This window comes from Chthonomonas sp. (assembly GCA_016788115.1).
Taxonomy (GTDB): Bacteria; Armatimonadota; Fimbriimonadia; order Fimbriimonadales; family Fimbriimonadaceae; genus UBA2391.
The window spans coordinates 49,593-67,594 of record JAEURR010000009.1; the positions used below are offsets into that span (position 1 = coordinate 49,593).

Here is an 18,002-nt window from a genome sequence, read left to right on the forward strand (position 1 = left end):
CCTTCAGCGACATGTGAATTCTAGGAGTGACTGTGGAAAAACTTGAGGCCCAATTGGGTGAGACGCAAAAAAGCCCTGCCGCAGATGGGCAGGGCGAGCATTTGATGGTGGTCTTGAACTAGCGGCACGGATTGGTTCGGTAGGTACCGAACTCAACGATGGAGTAACCGCCACGGTAGTCCTCTTCTAAGATGTACTGGTGGTAGACGGCGTCGCGGCGACCCCATGGGTCGTCGAACTCGTGGCGAGCGACGATCTGGGCTCCGCCGCGGCCTTCGCGGACTGACTCGATCGCGTATCGGCGAGTCCGAGTTCCGTTCACCGCGTCGTTCATCAGGTCATAGAAGTCGTCAGAGTTAATGCTGTAAGCCCGCCCGTTCTCATTCCGGATTGCGATGCGCGACCGACGCGGCAGCATCGAGTCCAAAGCACGCATATCGCGCCGCTCAAACGTTCGGACCAAATCCCGGACTGCGACGTCAAGCTCGTAGTTGCTGTCATACCGGTCGTATCGATCCTGGTACCGCCAGTCGCACTCGCGATCGTCGTAGGTGAACGACCAGTGCGGCAGGTTGATGCTGATCCGGATTCCGCTGACGTAGCCTGGCAAATGCGGGTACGCGTACCATGGCGAGAAGACGCACCGATCGTCGTAGTCGAATCGATAGTAGGGGTACGAGAAGTTGTCATCGCGCCAGTTAGAGTCGTAGTGGTAGTAGCCTCGGCGCGTGTTGGGACGAGTCCGGGCTTCGCGGTTCGCGCGCTGAGCGATTTCGTCGTCCGTAGGGAAGCGGTAGGTACTGGGCTGCCGCGAATCCCCATCCCGGTCGTTGTTTCTTCCTCGGGCGGCCGAGTTGCTATTCGTGCCGTACTGGATGACCCCGGAGCGTCCTGACCGCCGCCCGATCAGACTATCGTCGCCCCCTGAGTTGCCGGTCCGGCGGCTACCGTTGTCACGATTGTCCGAATCCCGGGTACGCGGGGGAGGGTTACGCTCGCCAGATTTGCTATCTGAATTGCCGCCGCCACCTGAACTCTGGCCACCGCTATTACCGCCTCCTTTACCGCCGCGTGGCTTGCCGAGCAGTCCGTCATCGGCGATGGCAGTGGCGAAGAGGGCGATTGCCGCAATGAGTGAGAGTGAACGATGGATAGTCATCTGGGTCTCCTATGTAAGCATGAACGGTCTGTCGGGAAGGTCGTGTCATAGGTCCTAGTCCTCGCATGGTCCAAACTGAGGGCAATGCCAATCCGAGTCTTGTTTGTCTGCACCGGAAACATCTGCCGCAGCCCGCTGGCCGAAGCGATGTTTCGCAAGTACGCCGAAGAGGCGGGGGCCAGCGACCTCTTTGAAATCGATTCGGCGGGCACCGGCGGTTGGCATGCCGGGGAGTTAGCGGACCCACGGACGCTGGCCGTCGCGCGCGCGCTTGGCTGTCCGACTTCACACCGAGCGCGGCAGGTCCGGCCCACAGATTTCGAGGAGTTCGATCACATGGTGCTCATGGACCATCAGAACATTCGCGACCTTAAGCGCCTTGGGACGGGTACCGCCGAGTTCAGTTTGATGCTAAGTTGGGACCCGAAATCGACTCGAGAGGAGGTCCCGGACCCCTATTACGGGGGCCCGGAAGGGTTCAGCGAAATGGCCGCGATGCTGGAGCCAGCGTGCCGCGGCCTTCTCCAGATCCTGACCCCGCGAGGCACGATCTAGAACTCCCCGGTACGTTTGCCGATATAATAGCCGTGATGAATAGAAATCTCATTCGAGGTGTAAGACAATAAGAAGGTTTCGATCGCGCCCGCAACGTGACCCGGGCCCAGACATCAACGAGCGCGTCCTTCGTTTCCGCGACCTGCGAGTGATCTCCGCCGATGGGAGTCAGGCAGGCATTATGCAGAGCCGCCAGGCGCTGAATCTCGCCAAGGAAGCCGGCCTTGATCTCGTGCTGGTGACAGCCACCGCCCAGCCTCCCGTCGCCCGCATCACCGACTACGGCAAGTATAAATACATGACCGAAAAGCGGGAGAAGGAGAACAAGAAGCAAAAGCAAGAATTAAAGGGTATAAAGATGAGTCCGCGAATCGCGGAGAACGACGTGCAGACTCTTTTGAGTAAGACACGGAAGTTTCTCGAGGAGGGGCACAAGATCCGAGTAGTCTGCCAGTTCAAGGCGCGAGAAATCACGCACCCTGAGATTGGTCATCAGAAGATGATCCGCTTTGCCGAAGCGTTGTCTGAACTCTCGGTGATCGAACGGCCACCTTTGCTAGAAGGTCGCCAGATGATCATGATCTTGAACCCCAAACCGAACGTACCAGGAAAATCAAATGCCAAAGATCAGAACAAACAAGACGGCCGCGAAGAGGTTCAAGATCACGGGCTCGGGGAAGATAACTCGACGGAAGAGCGGGAATAGCCACATGTTCTTCAATAAGAGTCACTCCCGACGCCGACGTCTTGAAGGCGAGCCGGTGCTCTTCAAGGGAGAGCGCAAGCGCGTCCGACGCATGCTCGTCATCTAGGACCGCGACTCGCAACTAGCTGCTGGATCTCCACCGCTACCGCCCGAAAGGGCTGGGACCCGGTCCAGCCAACAACCATACACACAAGAGAGGTAACAGAAAAATGGCCCGCGTAAAACGTGGAATCATGCGCCACAAGCGCCATAAGAAGATCATCAAGGCCGCCGAAGGATATTGGGGCCGTAAGAAGAGTCTTTTCCGCCGTGCCAATGAGCAGGTGATGAAGAGCGGCCAGTACGCCTTCCGCGACCGCCGCGCTAAGAAGCGAGATTTTCGCCGACAGTGGATTGTCCGCATTACCGCCGCCTGCGAGATGTGCGGCGTGAAGTACAACCACCTGATCTCCGGTCTCACCAAGCAAGGAATCGAAGTCAACCGCAAGATGCTGAGCGAACTTGCCATCAGCGACATGGACGCGTTCCGTGCACTGGTGTCGCAAGTCGTGCCGGCCAAGGCGTAAAGCCACAAACCCCAATAGAGAGCGGGGTGAGTTCCGAGTGGAACTCACCCCGCTTGTTTTGTGGACCTGAGGAGGTCAGTCCTCCTCGTGATCCTTGCGAGTCTTCTCGAACTGGGCGATGAGTGCCTGAGACTCTTGCTCCGGCAGCGGATCGTAGTGCGAAAACACCTGCTTGAAGCGTCCGCGCCCCTTGGTGATGGACCGAAGATCAAGCGCATACCGCATCATCGTGGCCATCGGGACGTGGGCATGCACTTCTGTGCGCCCTGGCGAGCTCGGCTCCATGCCGTGCATGCGTCCTCGGCGCGTGTTCAGGTCTCCGACGACATCGCCGACGGTCGTATCCGGGACGTCCACGTGCACTTCGAGCACTGGCTCAAGAATCACCGGTGAGGCGTCCGCAGCGGCGTTGCGTAGTGCCAGTGAGCCCGCGACTTTGAACGCCATTTCGTTCGAGTCCACGTCGTGATAGCTGCCGTCGGTGACCGTCGCCTTGAGGTCGATCACCGGATAGCCAGCAACCAACCCTCGATCCATGGTCTCGCGAATTCCCTTCTCGATGGCTGGAATGAAGTTCTTGGGGATGGCACCCCCAACGACCTTCGACTCGAATGCGAAGCCGGTTCCACGCTCCAAGGGTTCGACCGTGATCCAGCAATCGCCGAACTGACCCTTGCCGCCCGTTTGGCGCTTGTGGCGACCCTGGGCCTTGGCCGGTTTGCGAATGGTCTCGCGGTAGGGAACCTTGGCTTCCTCTGTCGCGACAGCGACGCCAAACCGAGTCTTCAGCTTTTCGATGGCACTCTCGAGGTGGATGTCACCCATGCCTTGAAGAATCTCTTGGTGGAGCGACGCATCGCGGTCGTAGCGCAGTGTCGGATCTTCCTCCAGCAACCTTGTGAGAGCTGGACCGAGCTTGTCTTCGTCGGTCTTACTGACCGGGCGGATCGCCGTGCGGTAGATCGGCTCGGGAAACTCAATGCCTGGCAGCTTGATCTTGTCCTTGGCGGTCGAAAGAGTGTCGTTCGTGCCCGTCGCTTGGAGCTTGGCGACGGCGCAAATGTCGCCCGCGGCGACCTCCGTCGCATTTTCCTGCGCCTTACCATGCGGATAGAAAAGGTTATGCAGTCGCTCTTCTTTCTCGCTGGTGGTGTTCAATGCGTTCATATCCACCTTGAGCGTGCCGGAGAAGACACGCAAGTAGTTGATCTTGCCCACGTAGGGGTCGGCGGTGGATTTGAAACAGAAGGCGGCCAGCGGACCGCTTGGGTCGCAGGGCAGCATCGAATCGCCACACGGGCGCGGCATATCGACGGGAGACGGCAGTTCGCCAATGATCCGGTCGAGCAGCGTGGCAACGCCAATGCCGGTCGCAGCCGAGCCCAGGAGCACCGGGACCACGCGGCCGGATTCCGTACCCACGAGCAAACCGTGCTCGATTTCCGCTTCGGTGAGTTCTTCACCCTCCAGGTACTTCAGAGCCAGTTCGTCGTCGCCCTCCGCGGCGGCGTCCATCATCTTTTCGCGCCGCTCGCTGGCTTGTTCGGTGTAACCAGCCGGAATGTCCTCGATCTCGACACCTCGGTCGTGGCCCTTGTAGACCTTCATCGCCAGGAGATCCAACACGCCAGCGAACGCGGCTTGGTGTCCGATGGGGATCTGGACGTTGACGATGCGGCGACCATAGCGGGCGTGCAGGGTCTCGATCAGCCCTTCGTAGTCGGCGTTGTCGCGCTCGAGTTTGTTGATGAAAATGCACTTCGCGAGGCCGTATTTTTCGGCGATCTCCCACGCGAGGTCGAATCCGACGTCCAGGTCTCGCTTCGCTTCGCATACGAAGATCATCGACTCGACGATCTTGGCGACGCCGTGAAGGTCGGCAATGAAGTCGGGGTAGCCCGGGACGTCGATAAGGTTGATCTTATGATCGTGCCACTCGATGGGTAGCATCGTCGCGCTTACGCTGATCTTGCGGCGAATCTCGAGCGGGTCGAAGTCACTCTGGGTATTGCCGCCATCGACGGTACCCAGTCGATCAGTCGCCCCTGCTGTGTAGAGAAGGTGCTCCACCAGCATGGTTTTGCCCGAGCCGCCGTGGCCTACAATGGCAACGTTACGAATATGATCCGCTGCATATCTCTTCACTGAGAATCTCCTTGTTCGGTTTTAGTCCGAATTAACCCTACTTTAACCGACTTTGGGCCATTCTAGCGCAGGGGGTAGGGGGTGCAGCGAGCCCATGCGATGGGGGAACTTTCTCGCTCACTGACTCGTCCTCCAATAGGAATCATACGGGTTTCCTCGGGATGGGATAACTTTTCCTTGCGAATCTTGCTCAAGCAAGGTTTAATAGAAGTTACTTTTCACCGAGACCGACTCAGGTCAGAGAGCTGTATTAATATCATGAACCGCAAGAACAACGCTTTTACCCTCATTGAGTTGCTCGTGGTTATCGCGATTATCGCGATCCTCGCTGCAATTCTGTTCCCCGTGTTTGCTCAGGCTAAGACTGCCGCCAAGAAGACGGCGGGTCTTTCTCAGTCAAAGCAGGTCGGCCTGGCACTGCAAATGTACGCCAACGATACGGATGACGCCCTTCCTCCGTACCGCTACACGAGCACCGCCACACCGATCAACCCCACGTACCTGAAGCTTCAGGCAGCTGGTGACCCGCGCGCTGCAACCATGTTGGCGCAGGGCCTCAGCGCCGTCCGAGGCATCTTCTTCAACCAGATGCTTGATGTCTACATCAAGAACGAGGGAATTTGGCGCGCACCGGGCAACCCGAACGCTTGGGTCAACTTCCAGGATAAGGGCACGTGGGACCCTGGTTTCCACAGCTACGGCGGACAGAATAGCTATGGCGCAAACAACTGGGTGCTGAAGCCGAGTTCGGAAGCCTCGCCGGCGTCTCCGACAATCCTTAGCAGCATTGCCGAAGTTTCGAACACGCTCGTCCTCGCCGACGCAACGTACTACAACATCCTGCCAGCGATGCCCGGCGGAACGTACTGCAAGCTCAACGGAGTGACGCTTAGCTCCACTTACACGCAGTACTGGAAGAACCTCGGCAACGGATCGCTGAACTTCAACACTCCGGGCAACAACAACCCGGATGACGCTTCGAACGGTACAGTCATGAAGAACATTGAAGCTCGCTACAGCGGCTCGTTGAACATCATCCGTGCAGACTCCAGTGCCAAGTCCGTTCCGGCTCGAGATGCGGTCTACAACTTCCGCAACAAGGGTAAGGACAGCTACTGGAACCCGACCAAGGGCGACTGCGAGTAAGCAACTCACCCTCCTTATCAAAGATTCGGGCCACCCTCCAATTGGAAGGTGGCCCGATCTCTTTATTCGTCCCGTGTCAGCCGCGGAGTTCGCTGCAGATGGCGTCGGTGAATTCGCTCAGCTTTGCCGAGCCACCGATGTCGTAGGTCTTGATCCCCTTGGACAACGTCGCCTCAAGCGCGCCTTCGATGTTCTTGCGCGCGGCATCCTCGCCGAGGTGCTCCAGCATAAGCGTCGCCGACAAGAGGAGCGCGGTCGGGTTCACCTTGTCCAGGCCCGCGTACTTCGGTGCAGAGCCATGCACAGCTTCGAACACGGCACAACCATTTCCATAGTTCGCCCCCGGAGCCACTCCGAGGCCGCCCATCATGCCCGCCGCGAGGTCGCTGACGATGTCGCCGTATAGGTTCGGCAGGACGAGGACGTCGTACAGCTTCCAGCGGGTGACCAACTGCATGCACTGGTTGTCGACAATGTTGTCCCAGCTCTCAATCTCGGGATAGTCCTTGGCGACCTCCTGGAAGGTGCGAAGGAAGAGACCGTCGCCGATCTTCATGATGTTGGCCTTGTGCACACCAACGACCTTCTTACGACCATTCTTGCGGGCGTACTCAAATGCTGCGCGCGAGATCCGCTCCGAGCTGAACTTGGAGATCAGCTTGACGGTGTGCGCCACCTGATCGGTCGCCATGTACTCGATCTGCGCGTAGAGATCCTCGGTGTTCTCGCGGAAGATGACGATATCGAGATTGTCGAAGGGCGTAGGGACACCGGGAAGCGACCGTACCGGTCGCACACACGCGTACAAGTCAAGCTTCTTACGCAAGGTGACGTTCGGCGAGACGGAGCCTTTGCCGATCGGAGTCGTCATCGGGCCCTTGAGACCCACGCCGAGCTCCTTGATCTTGGCGATCGTCTCGTCGGGGACGATCGGCTTGCCAGCTTCGACACACTTGAGGCCAGCCTCGACATCGACCCAGTCGATGTTGACGTTAGCGGCCTGGAAGATCTTTTCAACTGCGGCGACGAGTTCCGGACCCGTTCCATCTCCGCGAATGAGTGCTACTTTATGAGCCATTTGAATCTGTTCTCCTTAGGTTAGTAGGGCTGGCTGTAGAGGTTGTTGCCATCCTCGCGGAAGAGCTTCTGAGCCTTGGTCCAGCGGTAGCCGGAGGCGGTCAGCTCGTTCAGCACCGTCTGGATCTGTGCGTCTGTGACTTCAGTATCGGATTCGTACCGGCATCGGGGCCAGTTCAAAAGGGCGATATCGGGGGCCGGACCCGGGTACACGCGGGTACCTCTGTTGGAGATCAGAGTGAGCTTCAGCGAACCGAACTCCTTGGTGATCTCGGGGGTCTCATTGGTCTCGGTCCAGATGTAGACATCGACTCCGTGTAGGGTCATCATGGGCGGGTGCTCCTTCGTTTCATTTCAGGCTCCATTATGGGGTTTCGACCCGGACCCTGTCAAAAGGCCGGGTATGGTGGGTTCGATGCGATGTGGGGTGTGCTGCACGGACGCGCTGGGATGGAGGGTTGTCCGCGCACGGTGGGCAACGTGCCTGCCCTCGGCTTTCGACTCCGTCATTTTCGCCAACCCCGAGGATTTTGGCAATCCGTACCTGCGACGGGGATTCCGAACCTTCGCCAAGCAGCTCGCGATGCGCCGTGCTGTCCGGTCGCTTGCTGGCCGGGTCGATCGGGTGATCGTGGCAAGCAATGGGGAAGCAGGCTTTTTGCCGTTAAGGAGCGCTGCGCAAACGATGATCTACGGCGATGCGAGCCACCGCCAGCTGAACGATCTCTACCGATTCAATCGTCCGGAGGCGAAGCTGCGCAACCGAGAGCGTCAGATGCGACGGCTGGCAGCGCACGGCGCTCACTTCGTCGGCATGTCGCGCTGGTGCTCGGCTGGCTTCGAGCAGGACTACCAGGTCGTGGAGTGCGCCACGATTGGGCCGCCCATGGACACGGGCCTTTTTCCCGCGCAGCCGCCGCGGTCACAAGTGCGCCGAGTGCTCTTTGTTGGAGGTGACTTCAAGCGCAAGGGGGGGGAAGACCTCCTTGCTGTGGCAGCGCAGTTTTCGGAGCTCCAGTTCGATATCGTGAGCCCTGGTGCCCCAGAACAGCTACCGCCGAACGTGCTCCGCCACATCGGCGTCGGACCGCAATCTCCTGAGCTTCTGGCGCGATACGCAAACGCCGATGCCTTTGTGTTTCCCACCCACGCAGACTGTAGCCCACTGGCGGTCCTGGAGGCTCAGGCGAGCGGTTTGCCCGTGCTGTGCACATCGGTGGGGGGGCTCGGCGATATGGTCAGTGACGGGGTGCACGGATGGGTCTTCTCGCCGGGCGACCGAGCGGCGCTCCATGCGGCCCTCGCTGAATCGGTTGCACAGCCAGAAGTGGCGGCCAGCGTCGGCCAAGCGGGCCGTCAGCGGGTCGAGCGCGAAAACGCCCTGGCCGTCCATGCGGTGCGGTGGCGGACCATCGCAGAAACGATGAAACCTTAGCGCATGGACCGCTCGTATCGCCTTGCATGGTTCTTGCAGCGGTTATCTCATCGGTGCTTCTCTCTGCGGAGGTCGACCCGTCCAAGCAGCTGGATTTTTGGTTCGGTGAATGGCAGCTGACCGGACGGATGCGCAACGCCCCCGGCAAGGAGGAGTACACCGAGACCAAAGCCAAGAACGTCATTGTGCGGGTCCAAGGTGGCAAGGTCGTCCAAGAGACCTTTGAGTCGGACGGTTTCACTGGATCGAGTTGGTCCGTCTACGATGTACGCAAGAAGAAGTGGTTCCAGACGTGGGTGGACAACTCTGGCGCGTACCTGACGTTCGAGGGAGAAGCAACGAAAGAGGGATTTATGTTTGTCCAGAACAATATCCCCGCGGAAGTAAGCGCCAAGGGGACGCGGATGCGCATGGTCTTCTCAAAGATCACCGCGGACGGATTTCACTGGGATTGGCAGCACTCGGGAGACTCGGGCAAAAGCTGGGAGACCCAATGGGAGCTGGACTACAAACGCGTGAAAAAAGCCGCCGGAGGCTGAACTTCCGGCGGCCCCGCTCGTGTTGGCGAGTCTCAGTCCTTGAAGATCGCTCGGGTTGCGGTGAAGGTCATGCCGTTGTACGTGCCCTTGACCTTGATCTCGCTGGTCGAGGTGATCGCGTCGAAGAACTCAGCATCCGTCAGCTCGTTGCCGTCGCCATCTTCGAAGATCGTCGATGCGCTCGTCTGAACGGTCACTAGTTGGTTCATCATTCCGGCGAAGCCGAACCACTCGTTCAGCCGGATTCGGAAGGTGCCCGCGTCGAGGTTCGCGTCGCTGGCTAAGCCACGTGCTTCATTTTGCCCGCCACCGTCGTCATCGGCGATGTCGTCCAGCTTGAGCTTCGTTGCGGTGAAGACGCCACCCGAGACGCTCCCTTCGGCTTCGAGTTCGCCCAAGAACATCAATTCTGCGAACTCAATTGCGGTGATGGGCGCCCCGGCGTCGTTCAAGTACTTCGCCCCCGTGGCCGGCTGAATCACGATGCTATCGGCAGTCGGGAAGAACCCTCTGGCTTCACTAATCTCGACGGTGATGCGTCCGGTTGAGTCATCAAAGTCCACCGGAATTCCATGAACCTTAACGTCCGGGTCCAGGGAGTCGTCGAGCTTGATCGATGTGGCGACCAATGCGCGCGAGGTCGTGGAGTAGGTACCGCGAACTTCGACGATGGCTCCGTTGCTGAGCGCGACATTGGGTGTCCCATTGTCCGAGAAGATCTCTGTAGCGGCGCTGATTGTGACCGCGAACGCGCCGCCCCCTGCGAAGGTGAGCGTGAATCCGCCGGACGTCAGGTTCGAGACGGTGCCCTTGTAGTCTTCGCCAGCGTGTCTCGCTGGATCGGAAACGGAGTTATCGTCCTTCTTCGCAAGGACTGGGGTGACGACCGTGCCGTCATCGTTCCAGTTCGCGAGGTCGAAGTCGATGATCAGATTGTCATCGTTCCCCAGCGAGGTCGCTGAGGCAAAGTTGACGGGTATCGCTGAGGTCCCCGCGCCTGCATCAAGCGAGTTCGGGAAGCTGCGATTCTGCCCAGTAGTTGCGCCGTTTGGAAAGACGACGAGCGCCTTGTTGACGGTGAATACAAGCCCAGTGTAGGTGGTCTTGGGGATGTCAAGGCTGTTGAGCATCTTGAAGAGCCCGCCCGTGCCGTCGTGCAGGGTGGTCAGGTTCACTGTCAGCGGGGCAGCGCCTCCCAAAACCGTCACACGAGTCGCGTCGCTCTTCACAAGTTCGACCTTGTTGATGGTCACCCATACTTGGGCGTAGTCCGACATGCTGTCAGTGATAAATGCGTTCAATCTGCCCGTGGTGCTGCCGCCACCGCCGCCTCCACCGCTTGAGGAGCCTCCTCCTCCGCCGCACCCTGCAATCAGGAGGGCGGACACCAATGCCCAAATCAGAATCAGTTTCTTCATACGTGTATTCCCTTACTCTGTACTTACGAACTGGACCCCCTGCCGCTACGCCATAGTTGAAGCTGGCGTTCGTACCGGTCCATCAAAATCTCCCAGTCGAATGTGCCCTCAGCATACTTCCGGGCGTCCTGCCGGAGGGTGTCTTGGCCCTGAATCGCTCTCTCGATCGTGGGTTGCAGGTCGCCTTCCTGCTCTAAGAGATGCACGAACGGTTTGCTGAGATCCAGGTTTTCTGCGGCCGGCCGGGTGACGACCACGGACAGTCCGGCGGCCAGCGCTTCTGGGACGACCAGCGGTTGACCTTCGGCAGTGGATACGAGGACGAGTGCCGAGTACTCCGTAAGTCGTTCGCGAAGCTGCTCACGGGTCCACTCTCCCAAGTAGTTCCTACCGTCCGGCAAAAGCGCATCGCGGATGGGACCGACGAAATCGCACTCCACTTTGCTTTCGGCAAGTGCACGGACGATCCAATCCTGTCGTTTGCGGCTCTCAATACGCCCAACGCAAATAGCGCGGCAATTTCCCGATGGCTGAAATCGGAACTGGCTTACCTCGCAACCGTTGGGCTGCACCGCAATCTTTGCAAACGGGTTTTTTCGCCGGATTTCATGTCCGCACCGATCGGTCAGCGGCAGTTGGAATGGCGCGTAGCTTGTCATGCGCAGTAAGCGGCGCGAGTCGTTTGGAAGAGCCCCCCAATGCCAAGCGTGGTGCGAAGTAGCAATGACTCTGGCCCGCTTGAGGATGCCCGCCGCCATCACCCGGCTAACCGCGCGGTCGTTATGGCAATGGATGAAATCGAGCTTCGGCAGGTTCATCAACGCTCGGAACGCCTTTCGCTTTCGTTCGTTCACGATGTGGACCGTATGTCCGCGCGCAGTGAGCCGTTCGTGCATTTCCCAGAGAATGCTCTCCACAGCCCCCCACCCCGTGGGCGGGATGGGTAACAAGCCGAACCCTACGAGGGCAATCTGCAGCGGACGCTCGGTCATGCCGCTATTTTGCGCTTATTCAGTGCGAAGCGCGACGATGGGGTCGAGCTTGGCCGCACTGACGGCAGGGAAGAAGCCGAACACCACTCCAATCGCCGCGGAGAACATGCTCGCCCCGATGGCGGCAACCAACGGGAATGGCAGCGCCAAACCGTCCTTGCTGGGGAACCCCTTTGCGACGGTCAGCGCCGTCACACCCTGGCCCATGAGCCATGCGATCGACATCCCGATGAGACCACCGATCAGACTGAGCGTTCCCGCCTCGATCAGGAACTGGAGCAACACAGCCGATCGCTTTGCGCCGACCGCCTTGCGCAGACCAATCTCGCGCGTGCGCTCCGTCACCGAGACGAGCATGATGTTCATGATGCCGATGCCGCCGACGAGCAGGGACAGCGCCGCGATTCCCGCGAGGAGCGCTCCCGCCACGCCGATGATCCCCTGGAAGACCTTCATCACGTTGGCGCTCGAATCGAGCGAGTAGACGGCCTTGTTCCCGGTCCTCGCCATCAGGAGTCGCCAAATTTTGTCCATGACCTTGTTGGGATCGTAGCCATCCTTCGGGCGCATGAGGATCGCATCCACGCTGTCGCCGCCAATCCACTTTTGGTTTGCGGTCGTGAGCGGCATGAAGACGGTCTTGGTGTTGCGGTCTCCCATCAGCTCAAGCGGTTCGCTGACGCCCACGACCTCCAGCGAGATGCCGTTCATTCCGATCCGGTTGCCGATGGGACTTGCGCCCCCAAAGAGTTCTTTCGAGACGTCTTCGCTGATGACGGCAACGTTCGCTCGGGCATCCAGGTCCGCGCGGTTCAAGAACCTGCCCGACAGGAGTGTCACCCGGTTCAGTGTTGTGAATTCTGCATCGGAGGCGTTTATCCGTACCGATTTCGACTTCTTCTCACCGAAGGTGACATCTTGGCGGCCAGCTTCTCGGAAGCCTGAGGCGACTTCGATTTCGGGAACGCGATCAGTGATGTACTTGATGTCATCGAGCTTCAACCCCTCGATCGATCCTTGACGATCGGCATCCTTCAGCCTCCAGGGCTCAAACGTCAGGAAGAGGGTGTCCGAGCCGATCTTTGCAAACTGAGACTTGATGTAGCTTTGAAACCCGTTTGAGATCATGACGATGATCGTCACACTCATCACACCGATGATCACTCCAAGCATGGTAAGGAATGCACGCAACTTGTGCAGCCGTAGCATGCCGAGGGCAATTCGGAAGCTCTCAAGGAAGTTCATGTCAGTCTCCGCCCGAGAACGCCCCGAGCCGTTCGGGGCCCTTGTAATCCGGCTTGACCAGGGACTCGCCGCCCTTTAGCCCCGAGAGGACTTCGAGTTGGGCACCGCTCTCGGCACCCACGGTCACGTCTTTGCGAACTGGTTTGCCCTTGGCATCCTTTGCGGCGAGCATCACGAACCGTCCCTTGTCGTCCTTGCCGACGTACTCGATCGGGCACACGACGACGTTCTTGCGCTCAAGGGTTGTAACCGTGCACTTGGCGTTCATGCCGGACTTCAATCGGTCATCGACCTTGTCAAATGTGATCTCGACCTTGTACTTCACGACGGCGCTGCTTGCTCCAGCCGCTGGATCGTTGCTCGTTGGGGCGAGTTTGGTCACGACGCCGGTGAACTCACTGTTTGGGACCGCGTCCACGGTGATCTTTGCACCCATCTTCAGCTTCAGTCGCGCGACGTCGATCTCATTGATGTCGAGTCGAACCAGCATCTGGTGCCGATCTTCGATTTTGACGATCGGGCTGCCGCTACTGAAACCGCCGATGCTGGTGACGAGTTCGCCCTCTTGCACCAGCTTTTTCGTAACGATCCCGTCGATGGGGCTGCGAATCTCGGTCTCGCCGAGGAGTCGCTGTGACTCGCGGAGGGAATTCTGGATTTGCTCGGCGGTCGCCTGCGACTGCCGTACGCTCTGAGCCATGGCTTCGGGGTCACGCAGCGCCGCCTGTGCATCGCGCAGGCTCGCAAGGGCGGTCTGGTAGTCCTGACGCTTGGTGGAATCTTGAATGCGATTCGCGTTGGCGCGATCAAGCTCGGCTCGGCTCTGCTTGATGGTCTCTTCGGCACGGGCTAGCGCAAGCTGCTCCTCTTGCTTGAGTCGATCATATCGTGCCTGGGCGTTCACCACTTTGTTCTGCGACAGCGACTCGTTCAGCTGTGCGTCCTGGTAATCGCGGAGGCTGATGTACCCTTTGTCGTACTGCGTCTTGCGACGGGCTAGCTCGCTCTGGGCATTGTCCCGGCTGGCCATGGCGTCTTGGAGTGCCGATTCAACGGCAGCGCGCTCATTCGGTTGGCGTACCTTGACGAGTTCGTCGCGTGCCTGCAGGGCCGACTTGTACGAGGCCTCTGCTTGAGAGATCGCGCTCTTCGTGAGCGTTGGCTGGATTTTCAACTCAGACTCCAGCTGCGCGACGCGCAGCTTTGCACGGTCGTAAGCCGCTGCTGCCGTCACGCGTCGTTGCTCCATCTCGATGGAGCTCCGCTTAACCGAGCTTTGTGCGCCGCGGAGCTGTGCGAGCTCGCCTTCGACCCGGTTGCGAGTCTCCTGTGGGTCGATCACCGCGATCAGCTGCCCCTTCGTCACAAGGTCGCCTTCCTTCACGAGGAGCTTGGCCAGCCGGCCGGACACCTGGCTCTTCACCTCGACGGCCAGGAGCGCGTCGATCGTGCCGGTTTCGATTACTTGGACCCGGATATCGCCGCGCGCGACGGTGTGGCCTTCTTTGCCCTTTAGGGCCGCGGCCTCCTTGGCCCTCTTGGCACCATTGAGTGCCATCACGCCGAAAAGGATTACAACGCCAAGAATGCCAGCAACGACAAAGAGAGTTCGCTTCATCAGTGCTCCTATTTTTGTCTATTGCAGCCGTCGCTTGCCCAGGGTCAGTCCAAAGGCCTACTGATCCCAGGCCGCTCCGCGGACCCGAGGCACTTTCGAACCGTGCGGATAGACCAGGTACACGGCGCGTCCGCTGGTGTTCCAGGCGTCATCGAAGTCGCGACGCGGGATGATGTGGCGCTCTTGCGCGCGGCGGCCCGGGTCATTGATAATCGCATCTCCACTGGGGGTGAATCCGACCAGCGCGACCAGATGGCCATCGTTGTCCTCGCGCTGTCCGAGCCCCTTCAAGAATCCGTAGCTGACGCTGCATCCCACAGGAAATCCGGCTTCGATCCAAGCTTCGAGCTCACTCAAGTTGTTCAGTCTGGTGACGTAGCTGCGCAGACCGAGCGACGCGGCGTAGGCGGCGTTGAAGGTCCAATTGCCCGTGCCCTTCCAGACCTGGTCATAGACGCCAGCCTGCACTTCGGGGACGTCTTTGAACCAGCGCGGGGCGAACGCTTCTTCACTCCAATAGCTGATCAACATGGAAAGCGTGGTCGGGCTGCACAGGACGCCGCCATTCTCGTAGTCGCCCTGATTGCGTTTGACGACGGGGATGAGCCGATCCCATGCCGAGATGCGCGGCTTCCCGGCCGGACGCCTGGACTTGGAGTTTACGAACGAGACGTCAAATCCCTCCACGATCGGAAGTTCGCCGTTCGTGCCCGGCTGGCGGGTGATACGGATTTCGAACTCGGTCGCGGGTTGTTTGAGCACCAAGGTGTCGGTGTAGACCGTCCCGTCGGCGTCGCCTTGGCTGTCGATGCTGCGGCGTAGCGGTTCCCACTCGCTCCATTCGCCCAAGCTGTAGAACTTCGTCGCGCGGCCGGACGCGATGGCCCTGACTTCGAGGCGGACCAAGCTCTGGTCCTTCGCGCGGGCGGTCAGCGATAGAACCACATCGTCAAACGGGCTTGTCGTCTTGATTCGTTGCTCGATGACGATCGCGTCGCTCTGAACATGGAACGACTGGAATGCGGTCGCTGGGGCCGTAGCGCCGACGAGCATGAGCGGGTGCAGCATGCACCACAGTGTACGGAAGTTTCCGGAGCCATCGCATCCTTTGGTGCGGAATCTTGCGTCCCAAACGATATGCGTAGCGCTAACTCCAAGCGAGCGAGCACCGTCTTGGTGATCGCCGCCGCCGCACTCGGCTACTTTGTCGACGTGTACGACCTGTGGCTGTACTCGATCTTGCGGAAGTCGAGCCTTCAGGCGTTGGGGTTCCAGACGGATGCTCAGATCAAAGCGCTTGGCGAGGCACTGCTCAACTGGCAGATGGGTGGGTTCGTTCTCGGCGCGATCTTCTTCGGGATTCTCGCAGATAAGCGCGGACGGCTGACCGTGCTTTTTGGATCCATCCTCCTGTACTCAGCTGCCAACATCGCGAACGGGTTTGTCCACTCGATTCCTCAGTACGCAGCATGCCGATTCGTTGCCGGCATCGGTTTGGCGGGTGAGTTGGGCGCAGGCATCGCGCTCGTGAGCGAACTCGTCAGCAAAGAGCATCGTGGTTGGGCCACAACGCTCGTCGCTACCGTGGGCGTCGCGGGCTCGGTCGCCGCGGCGATGTTCGGCAAGATGTTTGATTGGCGAATCAGCTACTGGATCGGCGGAGGTATGGGGCTCGCGCTGCTACTCCTACGCATCGGCGTCTACGAATCGGGCATGTTCGCCAAGCTCGCAGAGCGCGATGATGTGCGACGGGGCGACCTCTTGGGGTTGGTATCGAGTTGGGAACAGTTCAAGCGGTACTTGGCAACGATTTTTTGCGGCCTGCCGGTTTGGTACTTCGCCGGGCTGTTCATGGTCTTCAGTCCCGAGCTGCAGAAAGGGCTCGGCATCGATCCCGCCCGAAGTGCCCCTGAGATCATCATGATCTCGGCGATTGGCCTGACCGTCGGAGACGTTCTCTTCGGCGGTCTGAGCCAAGTTTGGAAGAGCCGCCGCTGGGCGTTCATTTCTGCCTTTGCGTTGATGACGGTCGCCATCGCCACGATCATCCTCGTCGCTCGGGATGCGACCCTGTTCTACTGGCTTATGTTCATCGCCGGAGTGGGGGCAGGCTACTGGGCGGTGTTCGTGACTACGGCGGGTGAGGTCTTTGGCACGAACCTCCGCGGCACCGTCGCTATCACCGCTCCTAGTTTCGTGCGGGGCATGGTAATCCCGCTCACCATGCTGCGCAACGCACTCACGCCGAACATGGGGTTCATCGGATCGACGGTGGCGCTCGGAATTGGGGTGCTGGTGCTGGGAGTACTCGCAGTGTGGAAGCTCCCGGAGACCTATGCTCGCGATCTCGACTTCTACGAAACCATTGCAGATCAGACTCCGGCGTAAACTAGGCGGGTGTTAGGCGAGCTTCACCACGGCGACGGGTACGAGTACCAAGCGAGTTGCAGGCTTCATGGCGACGGCTGCAAACCGGTGGTCCCAGAAGACATCGACAAAATGGTCGCGACGCCGGGGGCGGTGGTGTGGATCAATCTTGTGGTGTCCGATCCCGAGCGCGCACGCGCCGATCTAACCGCACTCTTCGGACTCGATGCCTCCGCGATCGACCACGTCCTGGTAAACGAGGTCTCGACCTTTCAAGAGTCTGAGGGGGACTTGTTCCTGTGTGTCCGCAAGGTGAGCACCGAGGCATTGCCCGAGCGTTACCAAGCCATCGGGGTCCGGCTGACCAATGAACTCATGATCACGATCAGCGGTCGCCGGTCAAAGTCGCTTGATCGCTGGTTCGAGCGCTGGCACCAGTATCCTGAGCAAGTAGGGGATCGTCCCTCTCAACTCTTGGCTAATCTGATCGACGAAGTCGTCGACGACTACTATCCCGTGCTGGACCGACTCGAAGACGACATTGACGCGATGGAGACGCGAATCTTTTCGGACGAACCTCCTAGCAGCCAAGAGATGCTCGTCTTCAAGCGCAGAATGCTCGACCTCAGGCGGAACGCGACACCGCTGCGAGATATCGTCAACTCGCTCTTGCGCAGGGATATCACGACGATCCCCATGGACGACAAGCCGCTCTTTCAAGATCTGTACGACCACGCACTTCGTCTGATCGAGCGAGTAGACATGAACCGCGATCTGCTCGGAGATCTGCTCGACGCTCGGCTTGGCGTGATCTCGAATAACATGAACCAAATCATGAAGGTGCTCACGGTGGTGAGTACGATCCTCATGTCGATCTCGCTCATCAGCGGCATCTACGGGATGAATTTCGACTCGATGCCCGAGCTCCACTGGCGGTATGGGTATCCACTCGTTCTCGGGAGCATGGCCGTGATCGTGGCCTTCGAACTGTGGATCTTTCGCCGGATCGGTTGGCTGTAGAACGATTTGGGCAC

18 protein-coding genes are annotated in these 18,002 nt (G+C 59.4%); 9 read left to right on the forward strand and 9 right to left on the reverse strand.

What is annotated here, in order from left to right:
• Positions 1-118 precede the first annotated feature (118 nt).
• Positions 119-1,159, reverse strand: a complete 1,041-nt coding sequence (locus JNM85_10965; protein ID MBL8088574.1) for a hypothetical protein — start codon at positions 1,157-1,159, stop codon at positions 119-121.
• Positions 1,160-1,243: 84 nt separating this feature from the next.
• On the opposite strand from JNM85_10965, the gene JNM85_10970 reads away from it, so the two are divergent.
• The 4 genes from JNM85_10970 (at position 1,244) to rplT (ending at position 2,986) form a co-directional block, all read left to right on the forward strand.
• Positions 1,244-1,714 (forward strand): low molecular weight phosphotyrosine protein phosphatase, encoded by a 471-nt coding sequence (locus JNM85_10970; protein MBL8088575.1) that lies wholly within the window; start codon positions 1,244-1,246, stop codon positions 1,712-1,714.
• Positions 1,715-1,862: 148 nt separating this feature from the next.
• A complete protein-coding gene (locus JNM85_10975) occupies positions 1,863-2,420 on the forward strand; it encodes a translation initiation factor IF-3 (GenBank protein MBL8088576.1) in 558 nt (185 codons plus the stop codon).
• Complete coding sequence (rpmI, locus tag JNM85_10980; protein MBL8088577.1) at positions 2,332-2,526, forward strand: 50S ribosomal protein L35; 195 nt, start codon at positions 2,332-2,334, stop codon at positions 2,524-2,526. Before JNM85_10975 ends, rpmI begins: the two co-directional genes overlap by 89 nt.
• Positions 2,527-2,629: 103 nt before the next feature.
• Positions 2,630-2,986, forward strand: a complete 357-nt coding sequence (rplT, locus tag JNM85_10985; protein ID MBL8088578.1) for a 50S ribosomal protein L20 — start codon at positions 2,630-2,632, stop codon at positions 2,984-2,986.
• Between the two features lie 75 nt (positions 2,987-3,061).
• Here rplT and JNM85_10990 read toward each other — a convergent pair whose 3' ends face one another.
• Complete coding sequence (locus tag JNM85_10990) at positions 3,062-5,131, reverse strand: elongation factor G (protein MBL8088579.1); 2,070 nt, start codon at positions 5,129-5,131, stop codon at positions 3,062-3,064.
• Between the two features lie 258 nt (positions 5,132-5,389).
• Here JNM85_10990 and JNM85_10995 point away from each other — a divergent pair, with 258 nt between their 5' ends.
• Positions 5,390-6,277, forward strand: coding sequence for a prepilin-type N-terminal cleavage/methylation domain-containing protein (locus tag JNM85_10995; GenBank protein ID MBL8088580.1), 888 nt, complete (start codon positions 5,390-5,392; stop codon positions 6,275-6,277).
• A 76-nt stretch (positions 6,278-6,353) separates the two neighbouring features.
• On the opposite strand, the gene JNM85_11000 is transcribed toward JNM85_10995, so the two are convergent.
• Positions 6,354-7,355 carry an isocitrate/isopropylmalate dehydrogenase family protein gene (locus JNM85_11000; protein MBL8088581.1) on the reverse strand — a complete coding sequence of 334 codons (1,002 nt, stop codon included), beginning with the start codon at positions 7,353-7,355 and terminating at the stop codon, positions 6,354-6,356.
• Between the two features lie 20 nt (positions 7,356-7,375).
• Complete coding sequence (locus JNM85_11005) at positions 7,376-7,684, reverse strand: hypothetical protein (protein ID MBL8088582.1); 309 nt, start codon at positions 7,682-7,684, stop codon at positions 7,376-7,378.
• A gap of 85 nt (positions 7,685-7,769) precedes the next feature.
• Between JNM85_11005 and JNM85_11010 the strand changes: the two genes are divergently transcribed.
• Positions 7,770-8,789, forward strand: a complete 1,020-nt coding sequence (locus tag JNM85_11010; GenBank protein ID MBL8088583.1) for a glycosyltransferase family 4 protein — start codon at positions 7,770-7,772, stop codon at positions 8,787-8,789.
• A 53-nt stretch (positions 8,790-8,842) separates the two neighbouring features.
• Positions 8,843-9,328: a DUF1579 family protein gene (locus JNM85_11015; protein ID MBL8088584.1), complete on the forward strand. Its 486-nt coding sequence runs from the start codon at positions 8,843-8,845 to the stop codon at positions 9,326-9,328.
• A 32-nt stretch (positions 9,329-9,360) separates the two neighbouring features.
• Here JNM85_11015 and JNM85_11020 read toward each other — a convergent pair whose 3' ends face one another.
• The 5 genes from JNM85_11020 to JNM85_11040 are packed head-to-tail and all read right to left on the reverse strand — an operon-like array spanning position 9,361 to position 15,669.
• A complete protein-coding gene (locus JNM85_11020) occupies positions 9,361-10,746 on the reverse strand; it encodes a DUF4382 domain-containing protein (protein ID MBL8088585.1) in 1,386 nt (461 codons plus the stop codon).
• A gap of 23 nt (positions 10,747-10,769) precedes the next feature.
• Positions 10,770-11,738 (reverse strand): glycosyltransferase family 4 protein, encoded by a 969-nt coding sequence (locus JNM85_11025; GenBank protein ID MBL8088586.1) that lies wholly within the window; start codon positions 11,736-11,738, stop codon positions 10,770-10,772.
• Positions 11,739-11,753: 15 nt separating this feature from the next.
• Positions 11,754-12,983: an ABC transporter permease gene (locus tag JNM85_11030; protein ID MBL8088587.1), complete on the reverse strand. Its 1,230-nt coding sequence runs from the start codon at positions 12,981-12,983 to the stop codon at positions 11,754-11,756.
• A 1-nt stretch (position 12,984) separates the two neighbouring features.
• On the reverse strand, positions 12,985-14,601 hold the full coding sequence (locus JNM85_11035; GenBank protein ID MBL8088588.1) for an efflux RND transporter periplasmic adaptor subunit: 1,617 nt from the start codon (positions 14,599-14,601) through the stop codon (positions 12,985-12,987).
• A gap of 57 nt (positions 14,602-14,658) precedes the next feature.
• Positions 14,659-15,669: a C39 family peptidase gene (locus tag JNM85_11040; protein ID MBL8088589.1), complete on the reverse strand. Its 1,011-nt coding sequence runs from the start codon at positions 15,667-15,669 to the stop codon at positions 14,659-14,661.
• A 69-nt stretch (positions 15,670-15,738) separates the two neighbouring features.
• Here JNM85_11040 and JNM85_11045 point away from each other — a divergent pair, with 69 nt between their 5' ends.
• A complete protein-coding gene (locus tag JNM85_11045) occupies positions 15,739-16,989 on the forward strand; it encodes an MFS transporter (protein MBL8088590.1) in 1,251 nt (416 codons plus the stop codon).
• Positions 16,990-16,998: 9 nt separating this feature from the next.
• Positions 16,999-17,988 carry a magnesium/cobalt transporter CorA gene (gene corA / locus JNM85_11050; protein MBL8088591.1) on the forward strand — a complete coding sequence of 330 codons (990 nt, stop codon included), beginning with the start codon at positions 16,999-17,001 and terminating at the stop codon, positions 17,986-17,988.
• Positions 17,989-18,002: the final 14 nt, after the last annotated feature.

Excerpts from the sequence above, each read along its gene's own strand:
- JNM85_11020 (MBL8088585.1), bottom strand. The coding sequence starts at position 10,746 with ATGAAGAAACTGATTCTGATTTGGGCATTGGTGTCCGCCCTCCTGATT.
- JNM85_11010 (MBL8088583.1), top strand. The coding sequence starts at position 7,770 with ATGCGATGTGGGGTGTGCTGCACGGACGCGCTGGGATGGAGGGTTGTC.
- JNM85_11040 (MBL8088589.1), bottom strand. The coding sequence starts at position 15,669 with ATGCTGCACCCGCTCATGCTCGTCGGCGCTACGGCCCCAGCGACCGCA.
- JNM85_10995 (MBL8088580.1), top strand. The coding sequence starts at position 5,390 with ATGAACCGCAAGAACAACGCTTTTACCCTCATTGAGTTGCTCGTGGTT.
- JNM85_11000 (MBL8088581.1), bottom strand. The coding sequence starts at position 7,355 with ATGGCTCATAAAGTAGCACTCATTCGCGGAGATGGAACGGGTCCGGAA.
- JNM85_11030 (MBL8088587.1), bottom strand. The coding sequence starts at position 12,983 with ATGAACTTCCTTGAGAGCTTCCGAATTGCCCTCGGCATGCTACGGCTG.
- rpmI (MBL8088577.1), top strand. The coding sequence starts at position 2,332 with ATGCCAAAGATCAGAACAAACAAGACGGCCGCGAAGAGGTTCAAGATC.
- JNM85_11035 (MBL8088588.1), bottom strand. The coding sequence starts at position 14,601 with ATGAAGCGAACTCTCTTTGTCGTTGCTGGCATTCTTGGCGTTGTAATC.
- JNM85_11045 (MBL8088590.1), top strand. The coding sequence starts at position 15,739 with ATGCGTAGCGCTAACTCCAAGCGAGCGAGCACCGTCTTGGTGATCGCC.
- JNM85_10970 (MBL8088575.1), top strand. The coding sequence starts at position 1,244 with ATGCCAATCCGAGTCTTGTTTGTCTGCACCGGAAACATCTGCCGCAGC.
- JNM85_11005 (MBL8088582.1), bottom strand. The coding sequence starts at position 7,684 with ATGATGACCCTACACGGAGTCGATGTCTACATCTGGACCGAGACCAAT.
- JNM85_10965 (MBL8088574.1), bottom strand. The coding sequence starts at position 1,159 with ATGACTATCCATCGTTCACTCTCACTCATTGCGGCAATCGCCCTCTTC.
- rplT (MBL8088578.1), top strand. The coding sequence starts at position 2,630 with ATGGCCCGCGTAAAACGTGGAATCATGCGCCACAAGCGCCATAAGAAG.
- JNM85_11025 (MBL8088586.1), bottom strand. The coding sequence starts at position 11,738 with ATGACCGAGCGTCCGCTGCAGATTGCCCTCGTAGGGTTCGGCTTGTTA.